At 58.1% G+C, this 21,540-nt stretch carries 23 protein-coding genes and 1 tRNA gene; 1 reads left to right on the top strand and 23 read right to left on the bottom strand.

All coding sequences use genetic code 11. From position 1 onward, the window contains the following. Window positions 1-3 precede the first annotated feature (3 nt). A complete protein-coding gene (gene flgJ, locus ACHEXK_RS04920; protein ID WP_416548247.1) occupies window positions 4-1,197 on the bottom strand; it encodes a flagellar assembly peptidoglycan hydrolase FlgJ in 1,194 nt (397 codons plus the stop codon). Window positions 1,198-1,373: 176 nt separating this feature from the next. On the opposite strand from flgJ, the gene ACHEXK_RS04915 reads away from it, so the two are divergent. Beyond that, window positions 1,374-2,654, top strand: coding sequence for a GDSL-type esterase/lipase family protein (locus ACHEXK_RS04915; protein ID WP_416548246.1), 1,281 nt, complete (start codon window positions 1,374-1,376; stop codon window positions 2,652-2,654). Between the two features lie 49 nt (window positions 2,655-2,703). On the opposite strand, the gene arfB is transcribed toward ACHEXK_RS04915, so the two are convergent. The 22 genes from arfB to ACHEXK_RS04805 all read right to left on the bottom strand — a co-directional run bounded on the left by arfB (window position 2,704) and on the right by ACHEXK_RS04805 (window position 21,514). Then, the gene (gene arfB / locus ACHEXK_RS04910) at window positions 2,704-3,105 is read right to left on the bottom strand and encodes an alternative ribosome rescue aminoacyl-tRNA hydrolase ArfB (protein ID WP_416548245.1); all 402 of its coding nucleotides are present in this window, start codon (window positions 3,103-3,105) and stop codon (window positions 2,704-2,706) included. An 18-nt stretch (window positions 3,106-3,123) separates the two neighbouring features. Continuing rightward, window positions 3,124-3,663: a DUF1178 family protein gene (locus tag ACHEXK_RS04905; protein WP_416548244.1), complete on the bottom strand. Its 540-nt coding sequence runs from the start codon at window positions 3,661-3,663 to the stop codon at window positions 3,124-3,126. Between the two features lie 12 nt (window positions 3,664-3,675). Then, window positions 3,676-4,260, bottom strand: coding sequence for an NUDIX domain-containing protein (locus ACHEXK_RS04900; RefSeq protein ID WP_416548243.1), 585 nt, complete (start codon window positions 4,258-4,260; stop codon window positions 3,676-3,678). Window positions 4,261-4,295: 35 nt separating this feature from the next. Continuing rightward, entirely contained in the window at window positions 4,296-4,598 is a 303-nt protein-coding gene (locus ACHEXK_RS04895; protein ID WP_416548242.1) for a DUF2818 family protein, read from the bottom strand. 10 nt (window positions 4,599-4,608) lie between these two features. Beyond that, a complete protein-coding gene (gene nuoN, locus ACHEXK_RS04890; protein WP_416548241.1) occupies window positions 4,609-6,096 on the bottom strand; it encodes an NADH-quinone oxidoreductase subunit NuoN in 1,488 nt (495 codons plus the stop codon). Window positions 6,097-6,146: 50 nt separating this feature from the next. Then, window positions 6,147-7,622: an NADH-quinone oxidoreductase subunit M gene (locus ACHEXK_RS04885; protein ID WP_416548240.1), complete on the bottom strand. Its 1,476-nt coding sequence runs from the start codon at window positions 7,620-7,622 to the stop codon at window positions 6,147-6,149. Between the two features lie 22 nt (window positions 7,623-7,644). Further along, window positions 7,645-9,678, bottom strand: coding sequence for an NADH-quinone oxidoreductase subunit L (gene nuoL, locus ACHEXK_RS04880; RefSeq protein WP_416548239.1), 2,034 nt, complete (start codon window positions 9,676-9,678; stop codon window positions 7,645-7,647). 7 nt (window positions 9,679-9,685) lie between these two features. After that, window positions 9,686-9,994 (bottom strand): NADH-quinone oxidoreductase subunit NuoK, encoded by a 309-nt coding sequence (nuoK, locus tag ACHEXK_RS04875; protein WP_100119811.1) that lies wholly within the window; start codon window positions 9,992-9,994, stop codon window positions 9,686-9,688. After that, on the bottom strand, window positions 9,994-10,644 hold the full coding sequence (locus ACHEXK_RS04870) for an NADH-quinone oxidoreductase subunit J (RefSeq protein ID WP_416548238.1): 651 nt from the start codon (window positions 10,642-10,644) through the stop codon (window positions 9,994-9,996). The genes nuoK and ACHEXK_RS04870 overlap by 1 nt, the downstream gene beginning before the upstream one ends. Window positions 10,645-10,681: 37 nt before the next feature. Continuing rightward, window positions 10,682-11,182 carry an NADH-quinone oxidoreductase subunit NuoI gene (gene nuoI / locus ACHEXK_RS04865; RefSeq protein ID WP_369912362.1) on the bottom strand — a complete coding sequence of 167 codons (501 nt, stop codon included), beginning with the start codon at window positions 11,180-11,182 and terminating at the stop codon, window positions 10,682-10,684. 21 nt (window positions 11,183-11,203) lie between these two features. Next, window positions 11,204-12,286: an NADH-quinone oxidoreductase subunit NuoH gene (nuoH, locus tag ACHEXK_RS04860; protein WP_416548237.1), complete on the bottom strand. Its 1,083-nt coding sequence runs from the start codon at window positions 12,284-12,286 to the stop codon at window positions 11,204-11,206. After that, window positions 12,283-14,391, bottom strand: coding sequence for an NADH-quinone oxidoreductase subunit NuoG (gene nuoG / locus ACHEXK_RS04855; RefSeq protein WP_416548236.1), 2,109 nt, complete (start codon window positions 14,389-14,391; stop codon window positions 12,283-12,285). Before nuoG ends, nuoH begins: the two co-directional genes overlap by 4 nt. Next, entirely contained in the window at window positions 14,384-15,784 is a 1,401-nt protein-coding gene (nuoF, locus tag ACHEXK_RS04850; protein ID WP_416548235.1) for an NADH-quinone oxidoreductase subunit NuoF, read from the bottom strand. Before nuoF ends, nuoG begins: the two co-directional genes overlap by 8 nt. After that, window positions 15,784-16,272 (bottom strand): NADH-quinone oxidoreductase subunit NuoE, encoded by a 489-nt coding sequence (nuoE, locus tag ACHEXK_RS04845; protein ID WP_416548234.1) that lies wholly within the window; start codon window positions 16,270-16,272, stop codon window positions 15,784-15,786. The genes nuoF and nuoE overlap by 1 nt, the downstream gene beginning before the upstream one ends. Then, window positions 16,269-17,522, bottom strand: a complete 1,254-nt coding sequence (locus tag ACHEXK_RS04840; protein ID WP_416548233.1) for an NADH-quinone oxidoreductase subunit D — start codon at window positions 17,520-17,522, stop codon at window positions 16,269-16,271. Before ACHEXK_RS04840 ends, nuoE begins: the two co-directional genes overlap by 4 nt. A 1-nt stretch (window position 17,523) precedes the next feature. Next, window positions 17,524-18,132, bottom strand: coding sequence for an NADH-quinone oxidoreductase subunit C (locus tag ACHEXK_RS04835; protein ID WP_416548232.1), 609 nt, complete (start codon window positions 18,130-18,132; stop codon window positions 17,524-17,526). A gap of 11 nt (window positions 18,133-18,143) precedes the next feature. Beyond that, on the bottom strand, window positions 18,144-18,623 hold the full coding sequence (locus tag ACHEXK_RS04830) for a NuoB/complex I 20 kDa subunit family protein (protein WP_019428571.1): 480 nt from the start codon (window positions 18,621-18,623) through the stop codon (window positions 18,144-18,146). Between the two features lie 44 nt (window positions 18,624-18,667). Continuing rightward, window positions 18,668-19,027, bottom strand: coding sequence for an NADH-quinone oxidoreductase subunit A (locus ACHEXK_RS04825; RefSeq protein ID WP_100171611.1), 360 nt, complete (start codon window positions 19,025-19,027; stop codon window positions 18,668-18,670). A 65-nt stretch (window positions 19,028-19,092) separates the two neighbouring features. Then, window positions 19,093-19,177: transfer RNA gene (locus ACHEXK_RS04820), tRNA-Leu, on the bottom strand. 143 nt (window positions 19,178-19,320) lie between these two features. Further along, a complete protein-coding gene (gene secG, locus ACHEXK_RS04815) occupies window positions 19,321-19,716 on the bottom strand; it encodes a preprotein translocase subunit SecG (RefSeq protein ID WP_416548231.1) in 396 nt (131 codons plus the stop codon). A 35-nt stretch (window positions 19,717-19,751) separates the two neighbouring features. Next, window positions 19,752-20,504: a triose-phosphate isomerase gene (gene tpiA / locus ACHEXK_RS04810; protein WP_416548230.1), complete on the bottom strand. Its 753-nt coding sequence runs from the start codon at window positions 20,502-20,504 to the stop codon at window positions 19,752-19,754. After that, complete coding sequence (locus tag ACHEXK_RS04805; protein WP_416548229.1) at window positions 20,504-21,514, bottom strand: NAD(P)H-quinone oxidoreductase; 1,011 nt, start codon at window positions 21,512-21,514, stop codon at window positions 20,504-20,506. Before ACHEXK_RS04805 ends, tpiA begins: the two co-directional genes overlap by 1 nt. Window positions 21,515-21,540: the final 26 nt, after the last annotated feature.

The following is a 21,540-nucleotide window of genomic DNA, read 5'->3' as shown; positions in this document are numbered from 1 at the left end:
CTTTCAGGGCAGGGGCGTGGGTCTTGGAGTCGGCATGGGACTGGGCAAGCCCAGTTCAGCGTAGGGCGACTGCCGCCACTGTCGGTGGCCCACCACCGTGGCCCCTGAGTTCCCAGGCCATGTGTTGAGCGCGCTGTTCATGAGGCCCATGGCGGCCTCTGAAGTACCTGCCCCCCCCTGGCGCATGCTGAGCATTTGCGCTGCAGTCGGCATGCCAACCATGGACTGAGCCCCAGGCGGCAAGGTCAAACCAGCCAGCGCGGGCGGGGCGTCACCTTGCAGGCGTTGCGTCTTCTCGATCATGGCACTCAGGACACTGGCGTAGTTGGGTGCCGTCGCATACCCCGCTTGCTGCAAAGCCGAGGCAAAAGCTGCGGGATTGGCCAAGTGCCGCATCGCGGGTGCGTACCTTGGACTTTGGCTGATCAATCGGGCATAGTCGTTGAAAGACTCTTCGTAGCTGCCGTAAGCGCGAAACTGGCCCCGCACTTTTTGCGCGCTGCCGTTCACATACTCCGTGGTCCAAACTTCGGCCACGGGTCCTTTCCAGTGGCCACCGGCGCGGATGCCAAACAGGTTGTGCGAGGTCCGGCCATCCTCGAAGCGGATTTCACGCTGCCCCCAGCCGGTCTCCAAAGCCGCCTGGGCCACCATGAATGTCGCCGGTATGCCACTGGTGGCTTGCGCCTGTTGGGCCGCTTGCGCGTGTTGAGCCCAAAAAGCGCGTTGCCCAGAAGTCTGGACACTTTCGCGCGGGGATGGGTTTGCGGGGCTCCAAGCTGGGGGCGGAGCCCCGGCGAAAGACGCAGGCGAAGACTCAGGGTTCAATGCCTGTGCCATGGCCAAAGGCTGCGCCGACGACAAATCAATGCGTTGGTCGGGGTAGATCAAGTTTGCGTTCGGAATGCCATTGTCAGCGGCCACCTTCAGGGCCACACGGTACAACTGCTCCCCTGAGAGCTTCAGTGGAGAGTTCGCATCTTGCAAATGCTTTTGGATCAGGCCACTCAGGGTGTCACCCGGTCGGACGCTGACCACATCGGCCGAAGATTTGAGCTTGGACAAGGTCTGTGAAAAGCTACCGCCCGCCAATGCACCTGCGGCCCCAGCCCCGCCACCCGAGCGCGCAGGCCCACCAGCAAGGCGGTCCGAGGCCTCGGACGCCGCAGGGGCGAATGGCTTGGCAAGCAGTGTCATGGCTTTAGGGCGATCGTTTAGGTGTTGAACAGACGCTCAAAATTGACGGTTATTCCACAGTTTTCAGGAAACAAGCAATTTATGCGCCAGAATTACTGCCTTCTTGCACCCTTTCGCGCCAACACCCGACAAGGTGCCATGGTCAGCATGGTAAAAGCATGTCACACCGCGCTTGAATGGAACCGTTTTTGAACGCCTTGCTCTCCACCATGGCCTTGGGCCTCGCCTTTGCCGCTTCCCTTGGCTCGACCCGCACCCTGGCCGCCTCAGAAATGGCCGTGCTGCGCGTGGTTGGACAGAGCGCACCGGCTGAACTCCAATGCCCACGGGCCCCAGCGCGCCAGCAGGCCAACCGCCTCATGCCTGACGCTGAAATCCTGGCCATGGACGAGCGCTCAGCCTTGGACTGGATGCCTCTGCCACCCGCCAACGCCCACCCCAATGCGCTCAAAGTCGGCCTGTGGGGAGACAGCCACACCGCTTCGCGCACCTTCACCGACAAGCTGCTGGAGGCACTGCGATTGCCTGTGACCGAAACCCACCCCAGTTTCCTGGCGCCGACATGGGGCCTCAAGGGGGTGAAACAGCCGCTGCGCCGGGTCTGCCTGAGCGACGACTGGCAATTGGCCTTGGCGTACCGGACCCCCAAAGAGGGACCCGAGAACTACGCCAAGTCATTGAGCGCCCTCCATACCGCGCAAGCAGGGGCCTTTTTGTGGCTCGACTTTCGCGACCCCAGTGTCCAAACCCGCTTGAAGTGGGCCGATATTCACTTGGCGCCAGACAGCCTTCAAAGGGACTTGACCTTGGGCATCACCGTCGACGGCGGCGCCGAATCGCTTGTCCAACTCCCGCCAGGCAGCGCGCCGCGCTTGCGGGTTCAAGGGGAGGCGTCATTTGCCACCCTCCAGTTGCGGCTCATTTCTGGCGCTGTACGCATCGATGGGATCTCGCCTGTGTACGAGGCCAAAACCGCCGTCATCCTGGATCTGTTCAGTATTCCCGGCGCCACAGCCAAGGGCTGGCGCATCGTCAACAAAGACCATTTGCGCCAGGAGGACACGCTGGCCTCTGGCTACGACGTGGTCATCCTGCAATCGGGCACCAACGAGTCACTCGACCCCGACTTCAAAGTGCCGCTGTATGAACGACAACTCAGCGCGAGCCTGTCCCGACTCAAAGCCGCTTACCCGCGCGCGCGCTGCGTGTTGATCGGTCCACCCGACGCCCACAAGTCGTCCAGCACGGTGCGGATGATCAACGACAGCCAGTACCGCCTGGCCATGGCCCAAGGCTGTGCGCATTGGCACTGGCAAAAAGCCATGGGAGGACCGGGTTCAGCGCAGCGCTGGTTGGCCAAAGGCTGGATGCAAGCGGACTTGCTGCACCTGACACCGGAGGGCTACGCGCAAAGCGCCCGCAGTTTCAAGAGCATGGTGCCGATCAAAGCTCGGTGAATCCCCGCGCCGCTGCGCCACGGTTCGTCAGGGTGCCCTGCGCGCGACCTCATTCACGCCCTTGACGCGAAGCCTTGATCTTCGACTGCATCGACTTGCTTTGCAGCCGCCGTTGCACAGCGCCATGGCTGGGCTTGGTGGCCTTGCGCACTTTGGGCGCTTGGGCGTATTGGTCCAACGTGGCGTACAGACGTGCCCAAGCATCCAAACGGTTGGCTTCTTGGGACCGGTGGCGCTGAGCCTTGAGGATGAACTCCCCCTCTTGCGTCAAACGGCTGTCGCCCGATTGAAGCCAACGCTGCTTGACGTCATCGGGCAGGCAGGAACCCAACACATGGAAGCGCAGCTGGATGGCGCTGGAGACCTTGTTGACATGTTGACCTCCCGGGCCTTGCGCCCGAATGGCGGTGAGTTCTACTGCGGCTTCGTCAATGTGCAGAGCGTGTTTCATTCAGCATCGCCTTTGCGCTCATTGCAGGGGGCCCTTGAGGTTCTCTGGCACAAGCAGCGGCACCACATCAATGCCTTCATCGATCAGTGCTTCGGTTTCTTCGCGGGTGGCTTGCCCCCGAATGCTGCGTGCTTCGCGCTCACCGTAATGGATTTTTCGAGCCTCTTCAGCAAACTGTGGACCAACATCTTCGGTGTTGGCCATGACGTGCCGAACCATCTTCATCATGGCCGTTTGCATCTGCTGCAAAGTGTCTGGGCCCGCGCTGAGCTCGGCGCTGGAGGACCTTATGTCCCGGTCGGCCATCGGCGCAGCGGCCGGTGCCTGGATGCCACCGTTGGGCGCATCTCGGTCATCTGCTGGCGCGCGCGCAGCTTGCGTTGAAACACCATGACCCAAATTGAGGCGAGGTGCAGAGAGCTTCTTCAGGATATCGCTGTTGTGACACACAGGACAGCTCACCAATCCCCGGGCACGTTGGCTGTCGTAATCGGCCTGCGAACCGAACCAGCCTTCAAAGCTGTGGCCTTGCGCGCATTGAAGATCCAAAACTTTCATGGTGCCCGCCTGTTAGTCCAGTGGTTGCCAGACCAGCGGCCACTGACCCGACAAACTGTTTTGCAGCCACAACGCCCCCGTGAGGGTTTTGGCATCGGTCACCAGACCCGCCTGACACCAGGCCATCAATTGCGCAGGAGTGGCCAAGAAGACATCTAAAAACTCTTCGTGATCGAGTTGACGCGGTCCCCCGATCAGCTCTTTGGCAAACCAGATCTCAATGACCTCTGTGGAATAGGCGATCACGGGGTGCAGGACCCCTGCCCTGGCCCACTGGCGAGCGGTGTAACCAGTTTCTTCTTGCAATTCGCGTTGCGCGCACCGCCAGGGGTCTTCACCGGCATCGCGCTTGCCTGCTGGAAATTCGATCATCACCTGTCCCACCGGGTAACGGTACTGGCGCTCCAACACCAGTTTCAGTCCGTCCGGGGTCTCCAACATTGGAATGACCATGACCGCGCCTGGGTGCACGATGTATTCACGGGTGGCCAATTCTTGGTTGGGCAAGCAAACGGTATCGCGAAATGCGTGCAAAAAATTGCCACGCAGCAATTCCTCTTGGCTGACCTGATGCTCGATCAAATGGGCATCGGGCATGGGCAGTGGGTCTGGCTTGGGAGGCCGATGCGCGTTCAATGTGGCCGGTGCATGAGGTAGCGGAAAACAAAACCGGGGAAGGCCAGCGTCACAAACATGGTGCCCGTGACTGCGTAAAACTCCCACCCTTGTGGTGAGATTTGACCGCCGTGGTTTTCAAGGGCCAAGCCCACCCCACCGACCAAAAAGTACAGCACCACCAACTCGGCCAGTCGCCACACCAAAGGTTTGGCAGAACGGTGAGGTCCCACCGCCAAAATGCGCTGGTTGGCAAATGGCAAATTGGCGGCCAGCAAAGCCAGCAGCAGCAAGAGGAAGATTTGCGAAGACGTGGACATGGCCGTTCGCTCAAATGGCCAACATGCGGGCCACCGAGTTCGCGCACAGTGCCATCAAGGCGCCCGGCACGATGCCCAGCACCAGCACCAACAAACCGTTGATGGACAGAACCACACGCACATCGGTATCGGCCGACACGGTGGTGGCGGTGACGGGCTCATCGAAGTACATGACCTTGACGACGCGCAGGTAATAGAAAGCGCCAACCAAGGACATGATCACGGCAAAAATGGCCAAGCCAATGTAGAAATTTTGACCCGATACAACCAAGGATTGCAGCACGGACAACTTGGCATAAAAACCCACCATGGGCGGGATGCCCGCCATGGAGAACAAGCAGATCGCCATCACACCCGCGTACAAAGGGCTGCGTTGGTTGAGGCCCGCCAAATCGGTGATTTCTTCGCTTTCAAAGCCCTGGCGCGCCAGCAACATGATCACGCCGAAAGCCGCCAAGGTGGTCAACACGTACGAGACGATGTAGAACATGGCCGAGCTGTAAGCGTTGGCCGCCAAGGTGGTTTGACCGTTGATGACGCCGGCCACAAAACCCAGCAGGACAAAACCCATTTGCGCGATGGTCGAGTACGCCAGCATGCGTTTGAGGTTGGTCTGTGCAATCGCCGCGAGGTTACCGATGAGGAGTGAGCCGATGGCCAAGACAGACAGCATTTGCTGCCAGTCAAAAGCCAAGGGCAACAAGCCCTCCACCAACAAGCGGATCATGATGGCAAAAGCCGCCAACTTGGGAGCACCACCGATCATCAAGGTGGCGGCTGTGGGGGCACCTTGGTAAACGTCGGGAATCCACATGTGGAAGGGCACGGCACCGATCTTGAAAGCCAGACCTGAGACCATGAAGACCAGACCGAACACCAAAACTTGGTGGTTAACTTGACCGGTGGCGATCGCCTTCAAGACTTCAGACAACTCCAAGCTGCCGGTCGCGCCATACATCATGGACATGCCGTACAACAAAAAGCCCGAAGCCATGGCCCCCAAAACAAAGTACTTCATGGCCGCTTCGGTGGCTGGCGTGTGGTCACGGCGAAGGGCCACCAAGGCATAGCTGGACAAGGTCAACAGCTCCAAGCCCAAATAGATGACGATGAAATTTTGGCCCGAAATCATGAAGCTCATGCCCAGCAATGCGAACATGCTCAGGCTGAACATTTCACCACCGCGCAACATGTCGCGATCAGCGGCGTAGGGGCGTGAATACACCAGCGTGACCATCACCGCGATGGTGGCAAAGCAACGCAGCCAATGGCCCATCGGGTCACTGACCACCAAGCGGCCAAAGCCGTAAGTGGTCTGACCGCCATCAGCGGTCATGGCGTGCAACCAAGCCACGCCACCCAATGACAACAAGGTCAAGGCGTAGGTGGCGGTGCGCTTGGGGTGTTTCACGAAGAGGTCGACCAGCGCGATGACGCAGGCCATGACCAGCAACACGATCTCCGGATAAACCGTCATCCAACTGGAGTTGTCCATCATGGGTGTTCTTTCAATTCTTCAAATCTGGCAATGCACGAACCATCCACCGCTCAAGGCAGTTTGGACTGGGCCACGTGTTGGAGCAGGTCCAGCACCGAGCTGTCCATCACATCGGTGAAGGGCTTGGGGTAGACGCCCATGTAGAGCACGGCAGCGGCCAACAAGGCCATCACCAAAAACTCACGGCCGTTGATGTCGGTCAAGGCTTTCACATCCTCGTTGGCCACAGGCCCGAGGTAGACGCGCTTGAACATCCACAGGGTGTAAGCCGCACCGAAAATCAAGGCCGATGCGGACAGCATGCCCACCCAGAAATTGAACTGGGTCGCCCCCAAGATGACCATCCACTCACCGACAAAACCAGCGGTCCCAGGCAAACCGCAGTTGGCCATGGCAAAGAACAAGGCAAATGCCGCAAACTTGGGCATGGTGTTGACCACGCCACCGTAGCTGGAGATTTCACGCGAATGCACACGGTCGTACAAGACGCCAATCGACAGGAACATGGCCGCCGACACAAAGCCGTGCGCGATCATCTGCACAATGCCGCCGGACACGCCCAGCGGATTGAAGATGAAAAAGCCCAAGGTCACAAAGCCCATGTGCGCCACCGATGAGTAAGCCACGAGCTTTTTCATGTCTTGCTGCACCATGGCCACCAATCCCACATAGACCACAGCCACCAAAGACAAAACAATGATCAACATGCCCCACTCGCGTGCGGCATCAGGCGCGATGGGCATCGAAAATCGCAGAAAACCGTAGGCGCCCAATTTGAGCATGATCGCCGCCAACACGGCCGAGCCACCGGTGGGGGCTTCCACGTGCACATCCGGCAACCAAGTGTGTACGGGCCACATCGGCACCTTGACCGCAAACGCCGCAAAAAAGGCGAAGAACAGCAAGGTCTGAACCGAGCCGGCCAATGGCAATTTGTGCCAGGTCAGGATATCGAAACTGCCGCCAGAGGCCACGTACAGATAAATCAGCGCAATCAGCATCAACAAAGAGCCGAGCAAGGTGTACAGGAAAAACTTGAAAGCGGCGTAAATTTTGTTGGGGCCACCCCAAATGCCGATGATGAGGTACATCGGGATCAAAGTGGCTTCAAAGAAGACATAAAACAAAATGCCATCCAGCGCACTGAACACACCGATCATCAGCCCCGAGAGGATCAAAAAGGCGGCCATGTACTGGTTGACCTTGCGGGTGATGACCTCCCAACCTGCAATCACCACGATCACGTTGATGAATGCGGTCAGCAACACCAGCCACAGCGAAATACCGTCCACCCCGAGGTGGTAGTGCACATTGAAGCGCTCGATCCAAGAGGCTTTCTCGACAAATTGCATGGCCGATGAACCGAGCTGAAAGCCCGAATACAGTGGCAACGTGACCAGGAAACTGGCCATCGATCCGACCAAGGCCAACCAGCGCACGGCGCGGGCTTGGCTGTCGCGACCAAGGGCCAACAAAACGATACCGAAAGCAATCGGCATCCAGATGGCAAGGCTTAACAATCCCATTTTTATCTCGTCCTCAAAACCGTTAAGCGAGCCAGACGAAATACGTCATCAGCACGAACACACCCAAGATCATGACCAGGGCATAGTGGTACAGGAAGCCCGACTGGAACCAGCGGACCACACCCGACACCAAGCCGACCAACTTCCAGGAACCATTGACGAAGAAACCGTCGATGATGGCGCGGTCGCCCACCTTCCACAGACCCAAGCCCAAGCCACGAGCGCCTTTGGCCAAGATGTTCTCGTTGATCCAGTCCATGAAGTACTTGTTCTCCCCAACCACGATCAATGGACGCAGAACACGGGCGAAGAAGGCCGGAACTTTCGGGTTGACCAAATACATGTACCAGGCCGTGACCACACCAGCCAGAGCCAACCAAAACGGTGCGGTGCTCAAGCCGTGCAGTGCCATGGCCACCGGGCCGTGGAACAACTCACCCAATTGGGTCATTGCGGGGTGCTTGGCTGCGTCAACAAAGATCACATCTTTGAAGAAATCGCCGTACAGCATCGGCTGGATGGTCATGAAGCCAATGACCACCGAGGGAATGGCCAACAAGACCAAAGGCACCGTGACCACCCAAGGCGACTCGTGGGGCTTGTCGTGACCGTGGTCGTCATGACCATGGTGATCATCATGGCCATGGTGCGCATCCGGGTTCTGGTCGTAGCGTTCTTGGCCGTGGAAAACCAGGAAATACATGCGGAACGAATAGAAGGCAGTGACGAACACGCCAGCCAAAACTGCGAAGTTGGCGAAGCCAGCAGCCGGCAATGTGCTCAGGTGCACGGCTTCGATGATGCTGTCCTTCGAATAAAAACCCGAGAACAAAGGCGTTCCAATCAAAGCGAGAGAACCCAGCAAAGAGGTGATCCAAGTGATGGGCATGTACTTGCGCACGCCACCCATCCAGCGGATGTCTTGGTTGTGGTGCATGCCCATGATGACCGAGCCCGCGCCTAAGAACAGCAGCGCTTTGAAGAACGCGTGGGTCATCAGGTGGAACACCGCCACCGAGTAAGCCGATGCGCCCAGTGCCACCGTCATGTAACCCAACTGCGACAAGGTGGAATAAGCCACCACGCGCTTGATGTCGGTTTGGATGATGCCCAAAAAGCCCATGAACAAGGCGGTGATGGAGCCGATCACCATGATGAAGTTCAAGGCCGCGTCAGACAACTCGAACAGCGGCGACATCCGAGCCACCATGAAGATGCCAGCAGTGACCATGGTCGCAGCGTGGATCAGGGCAGAGATGGGGGTTGGGCCTTCCATGGAGTCAGGCAACCACACATGCAAGGGAAACTGTGCCGATTTGCCCATGGCACCGATGAAAAGGCAAATGCAAATCACGGTGATCAGCATGGCGTCCATACCGAAGACATACCAAGGGAAGTTGATGGCCGCCAGCTCACCCGCTTTGGCGAACAATTCGGTGTAATTGAGTGTGCCTGAGTAGGCCACGATCAGACCAATACCGAGGATGAAACCGAAGTCGCCCACTCGGTTGACCAAGAACGCCTTCATGTTGGCAAAAATGGCGGTGGGTTTGTTGTACCAAAAGCCGATCAACAAATAGGACACCAGGCCCACAGCTTCCCATCCGAAGAAAAGTTGCAGCAAGTTGTTGCTCATCACGAGCATCAGCATCGAGAAGGTGAACAAAGAGATGTAGGCGAAGAAACGGTTGTAGCCTTCGTCTTCCTCCATGTACCCGATGGTGTAGATGTGCACCATCAGTGACACAAAGGTCACCACGCACATCATCATGGCGGTGATGCCATCGACCAGAAACCCGATTTCCATCTTCAAACCACCCACCACCATCCAGGTGTACAGGGTTTCGTTGAAGCGGGCACCATCGATGACGTTTTTGAGCGTCATGGCCGACAAAATGAAGGCCACCAGCACGCCCAGAATGGTCAGCGTATGGGTCAGGCGTCGGCCGATCCAGTTGCCACCGAATTGGGTGCCAAGCACACCGGCCAGAACCGAGCCCACCAAAGGCGCGAGAGGCACAGCCAGCAGCGTGCTGGCATTGAGGGTTTGACTCATATTCTTATTAACCCTTGAGCGAATTGAGTTCGTCCACGTTGATGTTGTTCTTGTTGCGGAACAACAGCACCAGGATGGCCAATCCAATGGCCGATTCGGCCGCAGCCACGGTGAGGATGAAGAACACAAACACTTGGCCGTGCATGTCACCCAGGTAGTGAGAGAAGGCCACAAAGTTCATGTTCACGGCCAGCAGCATCAACTCGATGGCCATGAGCAAAACAATCAGGTTCTTGCGGTTCAAGAAAATGCCAATCACAGCCAATGCAAACAGCATCGCACCGAGTGACAAAAAGTGTCCGAGGGTCAATGTCATCATTTCTTCACCTCTGCAGTCGCTGCTTCGCTGGCCTGCACAGGGGCAGGCGCAACTTGAGTCGCTGCCATCTTGACCAACTGCATGCGGTCGGCCGCACGCACACGCACCTGCACCGACGGGTCAATGGCCTTGCTGTCTTTGCGCTCACGCAATGTCAAGGCAATCGCGGCAATCATGGCCACCAACAAAATCGCGGCTGCAATCTGGATCGGCATCAGGTATTCGGTGTAGAGCAAGATGCCCAAAGCCTTCGCGTTGTCCACAGGTATCGCCCCCGGGGCCATGGCTGGCGCTTCTGACAAGCGGAAACCGGACAACAACACAGCCGCCATCTCCAGGGCCACGATGGCCCCCAATGTGGCGGCCAGCGGGAAGTTTTTCCAAAATCCCTTGCGCACGGTATCGATGCCAATGTCCAGCATCATCACCACGAACAAAAAGAGCACCATCACAGCGCCCAGGTAGACGAGCACCAGCAAGATGGCCAAAAATTCAGCGTTGAGGAGGAACCACACGGCAGAGGCTTGCGAAAACGCCAGCATGAGGTACAGCACCGCGTGCACAGGGTTGCGTGCGGTCACCACCCGGAAGGCTGCAAACAGCAGCACCACCGAGAAGAGGTAGAAGAAACCGGTCTTGACGTCCATAGGTCTGTCTTATTAAGTGTTCAGGACTTGGCGACGTTCAACGGTAAGGAGCATCCGCGGCCTTGGCGGCTGCGATCTCTTTTTCGTAACGGTCGCCCACGGCCAGCAACATGTCTTTGGTGAAGTACAGGTCACCGCGTTTTTCACCGTGGTATTCAAAAATGTGCGTCTCAACGATCGAGTCCACCGGGCAGCTTTCCTCACAAAAGCCACAGAAGATGCACTTGGTCAAATCGATGTCGTAGCGCGTGGTCCGGCGTGAACCGTCTTCGCGTTGTCCCGCCTCGATGGTGATGGCCATCGCTGGGCACACGGCTTCGCAGAGTTTGCAAGCAATACAACGCTCCTCGCCGTTGTCGTAACGGCGCAAGGCATGCAGACCGCGAAAACGTGGCGACAGAGGCGTTTTTTCTTCCGGAAACTGAACCGTCACCTTGCGGGCGAAAGCGTAGCGACCGGTCAGGGCCATGCCCTTGAGCAACTCCACGAGCATGAAGCTCTTGAAGAAGTCCTTGATCGAGAAGGAGGAAGCAGTCATTGTGGTCATGTCGTGCCCCGCTTATTTCCAGATGTTCCAAGGAGAGTGGAGCCAGACGCCCACCACCAGCAGCCACACGAGCGTGACCGGGATGAAAATCTTCCAGCCCAGACGCATGATCTGGTCATAACGGAAGCGCGGGAATGTGGCGCGAATCCAGATGAACATGGACACCACCAAGAATGTTTTGAGGCCCAGCCAAATCCAGCCCGGCACCATGTTGAACAAAGCGCTGTCAATCGGCGACAACCAGCCGCCCAAGAACATGATCACGGCCAGAATGGACACCAGCCACATGCTGGCGTATTCGGCCAAGAAGAAGATGGCAAAGCCCATGCCCGAGTACTCGACCATGTGACCCGCCACGATCTCAGCTTCGCCTTCGACCACGTCAAACGGGTGGCGATTGGTCTCGGCGACGCCAGAGATCAGGTAGACAATGAAAATCGGTAACAGTGGCAACCAGTTCCAAGACAAGATGCCCAAGCCCATGTGGGCGCCCGTGCCACGACCTTGGGCCAAGACGATCTCGGTCAAGTTCATGCTGCCCGAAACCATCAAGACCACCAAGAAGCAAAAGCCCATGGCGATTTCGTAACTCACCATCTGGGCCGATGCCCGAAGAGCGCCCAAAAAGGCATATTTGGAGTTGGATGCCCAGCCCGCAATGATCACGCCGTACACCTCAATGGAGGTGATGGCCATCACCAGCATCAATCCTGCATTGATGTTGGTGAGCGCCACTTCGGGGCCGAAGGGAATCACCACCCAGGCGGCCAATGCCGGCATGATGGCCATGATGGGGCCCAAACGGAACAAACCCAAGCTGGCGGCAGACGGGTTGATCAACTCTTTGGTCAGGAGCTTGAGCGCATCGGCAATCGGTTGCAACAAGCCCATGGGGCCGACGCGGTTGGGACCGTGACGCACCTGCATGAAACCCAGGAGCTTTCGTTCCCAAAGTGTCAAGTAAGCCACAGCACCCATCAGCGGCGCCAAGATGGCCACAATTTTGAGCAAAATCCAAAGCACAGGCCACACCAAGGTGGACCACCAGCTGGCGGCCACCAGGTTCAAACCGCCGTTGTAGAGCGCGTCAATCATGGGGTCACCTCCTGGCGGGCGTCTGCGGTCAGCTGCAAGGAAGGCGCACGGCGCACGATGCCATCGAGCTGGTAAATCGAAGCGCTCACGGGTGCGGTTGTCGTGGCGGTCACAGAGATCGCAGCACGCGTCGCGCTGGAAGCGATCATGGGCTTGGCCGTGGCACGGGCCAAAACGTCTTGCGAAGTCTCAAATGCCACGCCTGGGATCTCGAGCAAATTGGCCAACACGCGCAGCACTTTCCAAGCAGGCCGGGTTTCAGCCAAAGGCTTGACCACGGCATGGAAGCTTTGCAGACGGCCTTCTGCGTTGACAAAGCTGCCCGATGTTTCGGTGAAAGGTGCGATGGGCAGCAACACATCGCTGAAAGCCATGTTGGCTTTGAACGGACTGAGTGTCACGACCATGTCGGCCTGGCCCAATGTTTGGGCAGCGGCAGCACCTGCAGCACTGTCCAGCTCAGGTTCGGTATTGAGCAAGATCGCGGCTTTGAGACCACCTGCCAACATTTGACCTGCGTGCTTGCCACCGGTCTGAGGTTGAGCACCCACCCACTGGGCGCCCACGGTGTTGGCCGCCTCGGTCAGGTAACCGACACTCGCACCCGTTTGTTCGCCGATCCAGTTGACCAAGGCCAAGAGACTGGACGCATTCGCAGCGTGCGCTGCGGCGTTGCCCAGCAACACAGCTTTGCGCTCGCCGCCCATCAAGGACTTGGCGATGGCTTGCGCTTGTGGTGTGACGTGACCAGCGGCGGGCGCAGTGGCACCCTTCTCAGCGGCGATGGCAGCGGCCACATCGGCCAAAGCTTGCGCCCAGCCCGAAGCGTCGGACAGGGCGGCCTGCGCCACAGGCATGGCCCAAGCGTCGGCGTGGCTGAAAGCTGCTGGTGTTGTGATGACGTTGAGCTGAGCGCCATGGCGCACAGCGTGGCGCACGCGCAAGGCAAACAGCGGGTGGTCTTTGCGCAGGTTCGAACCTACGACCAAAACCCGTTGCAATGTGCTCAAGGACGCAATGGAAGTGCCCAAGGTGCGCACGCCTTCAGCGGTGCCAAATTCAGCGTGGCGCAGTCGGTGGTCAATGTTGTCCGAACCCAGGCCTCGCACCAAAGCGCCGGCCAAATACAACTCTTCCACGGTGCTGTGGGGGCTGACCAAAGCGCCGATGCTGTTGGCACCGTGATCGCGCTGGATGTTGCGCAGGCCGTTGGCCACGTATTCGAGGGCGGTCTGCCAGTCGACTGTTTTCCACTCGCCGCCCTGCTTGAGCATCGGCTGGGTCAAGCGGTCAGCGCCATTCAGGGCCTCGTACGAAAAACGGTCGCGGTCAGCGATCCAGCATTCGTTCACGTCTTCGTTTTCCAGGGGCACCACGCGCATGACCTGGTTGTTCTTGACCTGCACAATCAGGTTGGCGCCGGATGAATCGTGCGCAGCGATGGATTTGCGGCGCGACAACTCCCAAGTGCGGGCGTGGTAACGGAACGGCTTGCTGGTCAGGGCGCCCACGGGGCAGATGTCGATCATGTTGCCCGACAACTCGGAGTCAATGGTCTGGCCCAGGAAGGTTTCGATCTCGGCATGTTCGCCGCGATGGGACATGCCCAGCTCCATGGCGCCAGCCACTTCTTGACCAAAGCGAACGCAGCGTGTGCAGTGGATGCAGCGGCTCATCTCTTCCATGGAGATGAGTGGTCCCACTTCTTTGTGGAAGACGACACGTTTTTCTTCTTCGTAACGCGAAGTGGTGCCGCCGTATCCCACGGCCAAGTCTTGCAACTGGCACTCACCGCCTTGGTCGCAGATGGGGCAATCGAGCGGGTGGTTGATCAGCAAAAACTCCATGACCGACTTCTGTGCCGCGATGGCCCGGTCGCTCTTGGTGCGCACGATCATGCCCTGCGTCACCGGCGTGGCGCAAGCGGGCATGGGCTTGGGGGCTTTTTCGACCTCGACCAAGCACATGCGGCAATTGGCTGCGATGGAGAGTTTCTTGTGGTAACAGAAATGGGGGATGTAGGTGCCCGCCTTTTCGGCGGCATGCATCACCATGCTGCCTTCGGCAACTTCCACTTTCTGACCGTCGAGTTCTATTTCAACCATGGGTCTTCACCGCTGTTGCATCGGCGCTGACCATGGAGGTCTTGTGCTCGATGAGGTGTACAAATTCGTGACGGAAATGCTTGAGCATGCCGCGCACCGGCATGGCCGCGGCATCACCCAAAGCGCAAATCGTGCGGCCCATGATGTTGCCGGCCACGCTGTCGAGCATGTCGATGTCGCTGGCACGGCCTTGGCCGTGTTCAATGCGGTCGACCATGCGCCACAACCAACCTGTGCCTTCACGGCAAGGCGTGCATTGGCCACAGGATTCGTGTGAATAAAAGTAAGACAGCCGCGCCAAGGCCTTGACCATGCAACGCGTCTCGTCCATGACGATCACCGCACCCGAACCCAACATCGAACCGCCTTCTTTGGCGATGCTGTCGTAGTCCATGGTGAGCTTCATCATCAAATCGGCCGGAATCACGGGCGAGGAAGATCCGCCAGGGATCACGGCCTTGAGTTGGCGGCCACCGCGCACACCACCGGCCAATTCGAGCAACTTGGCAAACGGTGTGCCCATGGGCACTTCGTAGTTGCCAGGACGTTCCACGTCACCACTGACCGAGAAGATTTTGGTGCCGCCGTTGTTGGGTTTGCCGCATTCGAGGTAAGCCTGACCCCCATTGCGGATGATCCACGGCACTGCAGCGAATGTTTCGGTGTTGTTGATGGTGGTGGGTTTGCCATACAGGCCAAAGCTGGCCGGAAACGGTGGCTTGAAACGGGGCTGGCCTTTTTTGCCCTCCAGCGATTCGAGCAAGGCGGTTTCTTCACCGCAGATGTAAGCGCCAAAACCGTGCGAGGCATGCAGCTGGAAGCTGAAGGTGCTGCCCAGAATGTTGTTGCCCAGGTAGCCTGATGCACGGGCCTCTTCGAGGGCCGCCTCGAAGCGCTCGTAGGTGTGGAAAATTTCGCCGTGGATGTAGTTGTAACCCACGCTGATGCCCATGGCATACGCCGCGATGATCATGCCCTCGATCACGGTGTGGGGGTTGTACTCCATGATGTCGCGGTCTTTGCAGGTGCCCGGCTCGCCTTCGTCCGAGTTGCAAACCAAGTACTTTTGACCCGGAAACTGGCGGGGCATGAAGCTCCACTTGAGGCCCGTCGGGAAACCCGCACCGCCTCGACCACGCAGGCCGGACTCTTTGACGGTGGCAATCACCTGGTCTTGGGTCATGCCCGCTACGCCGGTTTCGGCGTTCGGTGCGCTGCCATCTTTGCCCAGAATTTTGCGCAAAGCGGCGTAGCCTCCGCGTGCTTCGTAGTCTTTGATGCCCCAGTTGCGGCCATTCAGACCCGCATAAATTTGCGGATGGATGTGGCGGTCATGGAAGCAAGTTTCCACGCCTGTCGCCTGGAATTGGCTCAGAATTTGTTCGACGTTCATCAGGCGGCCTCGGCTTTCTTCAGGCTGTCAACGAGTTGGTCGAGTTTTTCATGACTCATGAAACTGCACATGTGGCGGTCGTTCACCAAGAGTACCGGCGCATCGGCGCAAGCGCCTTGGCACTCACTGGGCTGCAAGGTGAAGAGGCCGTCAGCGGTGGTTCCACCCACATTCACGCCCAATTTTTGTTCCAGATGTTCCAGCGCCTTTTGGCCGCCACGCAACTGGCAAGGCAGGTTGGTGCAAACGTTCAACTTGAACTTGCCGACCGGCTTTTGGTTGTACATGTTGTAGAAAGTGGTGACTTCATGCACGGCCATCACCGGCATGCCCAACACTTCGGCCACGACTTGTTCACTGTCGGGACTGACCCAGCCTTGTTCTTGCTGCACGATCGACAGACAAGCCATGACGGCCGACTGTTTTTGATCTGCAGGGAACTTGGCGACTTCACGCGCAAAGCGTGCTTTGGTTGACTCAGAGATCATCGGTCAATCTCTCCAAAAACGATGTCCATGGTCCCGATGATCGCGACCGCATCGGCCAACATATGGCCTCGGGCCATTTCATCGAGGGTGGCCAAATGGGCAAAGCCCGGGGCACGAATTTTCAGGCGGTACGGTTTGTTGGCACCGTCACTGACCATGTAAATGCCGAACTCACCTTTGGGGTGTTCGACGGCTGCATAGGCTTCGCCTTCGGGCACGCGAAAGCCTTCGGTGAAGAGCTTGAAGTGGTGAATCAAGTCTTCCATATTGGACTTCATGCCTTCGCGAGAAGGCGGCGCCACTTTGTGGTTGTCGGTGATGACGGGACCAGGGTTGGCACGCAACCAAGTCACGCATTGCTGGATGATGCGGTTCGACTCGCGCATCTCAGCCATGCGAACCAAATAGCGGTCGTAGCTGTCCCCTGTTTTGCCCACCGGCACATCGAATTCGACCTGGTCATAGGCGTCATAGGGCTGTTTTTTACGCAAGTCCCAAGCAAAGCCAGAGCCGCGCAGCATCGGACCGGTCATGCCCAGATTCAGGGCACGCTCGGGCGACACCACACCGATGCCAACAGTCCGCTGCTTCCAGATGCGGTTATCGGTGAGCAGCGTTTCGTATTCGTCCACGCACTTGGGGAAGCGCTGCGTGAAGTCGTCAATGAAGTCCAGCAAGGCGCCATTGCGGTTGCTGTTGAGCTGTTCAATGGCCTTGGCGTTCTTGATCTTGCTGACCTTGTACTGCGGCATGCTGTCGGGCAAATCGCGGTAAACCCCGCCGGGTCGGAAGTAGGCCGCATGCATGCGTGCGCCAGACACAGCCTCGTACATGTCAAACAGGTCTTCGCGTTCACGGAAGGTGTAGATCAAAATGGTGGAGCTGCCGCAATCGTTGCCGTGAGAGCCGAGCCACATCAGGTGGTTCAAGATCCGGGTGATTTCCGAGAACATCACGCGGATGTATTGGGCGCGCATGGGCACTTCCAGACCCAGCATCTTCTCGATGGCCAAGCAGTAAGCATGCTCGTTGCACATCATCGACACATAATCCAGTCGGTCCATGTAGGGCAAGGACTGAATGTATGTTTTGCTCTCCGCCAGTTTCTCAGTGGCGCGGTGCAGCAGACCAATGTGCGGGTCAGCACGTTGCACAACCTCACCATCGAGCTCCAGTACCAAACGCAACACACCGTGCGCAGCCGGGTGCTGTGGACCGAAGTTCAGCGTGTAATTCTTGATTTCGGCCATATCAGTTCAGGCCTCCGTAGTTGTCTTCGCGGATGATGCGGGGCGTGATTTCGCGTGGCTCAATGCTCACGGGCTCGTAAATCACGCGCTTGCGTTCGGCGTCGTAACGCATCTCGACATGACCTGACAAAGGGAAGTCTTTGCGGAACGGATGGCCAATGAAGCCGTAATCGGTCAGGATTCGGCGCAGGTCGTTGTGCCCTTCGAAAACGATGCCGAACAAGTCAAAGGCTTCACGCTCGTACCAGTTGGCCGAATTCCACAAGTCGTTGACCGATGCCACCAAAGGCAACTCATCATCGGGACACAGCACTTTCACACGCACGCGCTGGTTCAAAGTGACTGACAACAGGTGGACCGTCACACCAAACCGAGGGCCATCGGTGCCCACGTCGCGGTAAGTGGCGTAGTCCACACCCGCCAAATCGATCAATTGTTCAAACTGGCAGCCCGGCGCGTCACGCAAGGTTTGCATCACGCTCACGTAATGGGCTGCGTTCACATGCACGGTCACCTCACCCAAAGCGATGGCAATGTGTTGAACCCGATCACCCAAAGCCGCGGCCAAGGTGTCTTGCAGGTCTTCAGGGCGAATGGCGAAAGCAGTCATCGTCATGTCCTTCATGCCCGCGCAATGGTGTGGGTGCGGCGAATTTTTTGCTGCAACTGGATGATGCCGTAGATCAGCGCTTCGGCGGTAGGTGGGCAACCTGGCACATACACATCGACCGGCACAATGCGGTCGCAACCACGCACCACCGAGTAGCTGTAGTGGTAGTAACCGCCGCCATTGGCGCAAGACCCCATGGAAATCACCCAACGGGGCTCAGACATCTGGTCATACACCTTGCGCAAAGCGGGTGCCATCTTGTTACACAAGGTGCCGGCCACAATCATCAAATCGGCTTGTCGTGGGCTTGCGCGGAACACCTCGGCGCCAAAGCGGGCCAAGTCGTATCGGGCTGTGGCCGAGTGCATCATCTCGACAGCGCAGCAAGCCAGACCAAAGGTCATGGGCCAGAGCGAGCCGGTTTTGGCCCAGTTCACCACCGAGTCGTAACTCGTGGTGATGAAGCCCTCTTTCATCACGCCTTCAATCATTTTTTATCCTCAAGCAGGCTCAATGTTGTTGTCAGTGCGAACGGTCACTCCCAATCCAGGGCGCCTTTTTTCCACTCGTAGACAAAACCGACGACCAAAATGGCCAGAAAGATCACCACGGCCACAAAACCGGCCATGCCCACTTCCTTCAGCGCAATGGCCCAAGGGAACAGGAAAGCGATTTCCAGGTCGAACAAGATGAACAAGATGGCGACCAAGTAGTAACGCACATCAAACTTCATTCGTGCGTCTTCGAAAGCTTCGAAGCCGCATTCGTAGGGGGAGTTTTTTTCCGCATCAGGTTTGTTGGGGCCAAGGATGTAGCCTAAAACCTGAGGAATGATGCCGACAGCTATGCCGACCAAAATGAACAAGAGGATGGGGAGGTACTGAGCGAGGTTCATTTTGAGACTGGCGGTATCACCGAATGAATAGCCCAAGCCTTGCGGCTGGGACTTTTCTGTTTATCTGGTGCCGTCGGCGAGACTCGAACTCGCACAGCTTTCGCCACTACCCCCTCAAGATAGCGTGTCTACCAATTTCACCACGACGGCTGGATACATTTGTCCGGATTGCGAGAGGTACCTCGAACGGGGCATTTAGCTCTCTGGACAATCACGGATTTTACTCTGAAAAACCTTCCATTTCCTTTCGGAAAACGGGAAATTTGTGCAGAGCAACAAAGCTGAATGGCAGCTTACTTGACCGGTGCAGGTGGCACGCTGTTGTCGGGCTTGGCCGTGGGTGTGTTGCCAGGGATTTGCGCAGCGGTGCTGCTGTCCACTGGCGCACTGGGCGCCACGGGTGCAGTCACGGCAGCACCCTCGAGCACACTGCCAGAAGGCGCCGTGGGACGTGCGTTGCTGAAATAAGCCAGCAGCAAAGTGCACACAAAAAATACCGCAGCCAACACGGCGGTGGTGCGTGACAAGAAGTTAGCCCCCCCTGTCGCACCAAACAAGCTGCCCGAACCACCACTGCCAAAGGCTGCACCCATGTCAGCACCTTTGCCGTGCTGAATCAGGATCAGGCCAATCATGGCCAAGGCTGACAACATTTGCACAACCAGGATCAAAGTCAACATCACGCTCATCTGAATACTCCGTCAATATGAAAAGGGTTGAAAGCTCAGCGCGAAGCGGCTTTCAACATGGCTAAAAATTCGGGCGCCTTGAGCGATGCGCCCCCAATCAGGCCCCCATCCACATCAGGCAGCGCCAACAAAGACGCGGCATTGGCGGCATTCATGCTGCCGCCGTACAAAATCGACACACGATCGGCGTGAGCCGTAGCCGCTTGCAACTGGACTCGCAACACTGCGTGCACAGCCTGGGCTTGCTCGGGTGTGGCGGTCAAGCCTGTACCGATGGCCCAGACGGGCTCGTAAGCCAGCACAATTTCGCTGACGCAGTGGCCGTTGGCATGGATCACCGCCGCCAACTGGCGCTTGACCACCGCCTCGGTCTGACCCGCTTCGCGCTCGGACTGGCTCTCACCTACACACACGATGGGTGTGATGCCTACAGCCAAGGCTCGCTGGACTTTGCTGGCGACCACAGCATCTGATTCGCCGTGGTACTGCCGTCGCTCCGAGTGACCAACAATCGCATAACGCACCGCAAAATCACGCAGCATGGTGGCCGACACCTCGCCGGTATAAGCCCCAGCATCATGGGCCGACACATCTTGCGCGCCGAGGGCCAAAGCCGAACCGGCCAACAGGCTTTGGCTTGGTGCCAAATAAGCTGCCGGAACGCACACCGCTGAACGGCAAGTCACACCGCCCATGCCGCTCAACACCTCGGACAACAAAGACGCATTGGCAGCCAAGCTGCCATTCATCTTCCAGTTGCCAACCATCAATTTGCTGTTCATCGTCATCACCAAGTCACCACCAATTTACCCACATGCTGGTTGGTCTCCATCAAAGCATGGGCTTGCGCCGCGCCCGATGGAAAACCACCGCCCGCCTCTGCCGCAGGGAACACGCGGTGAATCACCGGCTTGATGCGGCCCGATTCAATCCAAGGCCACACTGTTTTGAGCAAAGACTGGGCAATGGCCGCCTTGAAGGCCACCGGGCGGGGACGCAAAGTGGAACCTGTGATGGTCAAGCGGCGTCGCAAGACCAAACCGGCATTGAACCCACTCTGGAGACCGCCTTGCACCGCGATGATGACCAGGCGACCATCTTCGGCCAAAGCCTCGACTTCACGCGCCACATAGTCGCCCGCGACCATGTCCAAAATGACATTCACCCCCAAGCCGTGCGTCAGGCGCTTGGCCTCCACGACGAAGTCGGTGGTTTTGTAATTGATGGCATGGTCCGCACCCAAAGCCAAGCAAGCCTGGCATTTTTCATCGGAACCCGCCGTGGCGATCACGGTCGCACCGGCCGCCTTGGCCATTTGAATGGCTGTGACGCCGATGCCGCTGGTGCCGCCTTGAATCAACAAGGTCTCACCCGCTTGCAAACGTCCACGGTCAAACACATTGCTCCACACCGTGAAGAAGGTCTCCGGCAGCGAAGCGGCTTCGATGTCCGTCAGGCCCTTGGGCACCGGCAAACATTGGGCCACAGGTGCCACGCACAGCTGCGCATAACCACCGCCAGCCACCAAGGCGCACACACGGTCGCCCACAGCCAAACCCGCTTCGGCCATGGCCGCTGCATCACCGGACACCACCACACCCGCGACTTCCAGACCCGGAATATCCGATGCACCGGCGGGGACAGGGTAATGGCCCAAGCGTTGCAGCACATCGGGGCGGTTGATGCCGCTGGCCGAGACGCGAATGAGCAACTCCCCTGCCCCCGCCACAGGGTCGGGTCGGCTGGCGGGCACCAGCACTTCGGGTGTGCCGTAGCTGTGGATTTCGATGGCGTTCATGGTGAGTGGGTTCACTGGTTCAGGTG

It is taken from the genome of Limnohabitans sp. DCL3 (assembly GCF_048019295.1).
Taxonomy (GTDB): Bacteria; Pseudomonadota; Gammaproteobacteria; order Burkholderiales; family Burkholderiaceae_C; genus Limnohabitans_A.
The sequence above is the reverse complement of the archived record's forward strand: the minus strand, read 5'-3'. Positions and strand labels throughout refer to the sequence as shown.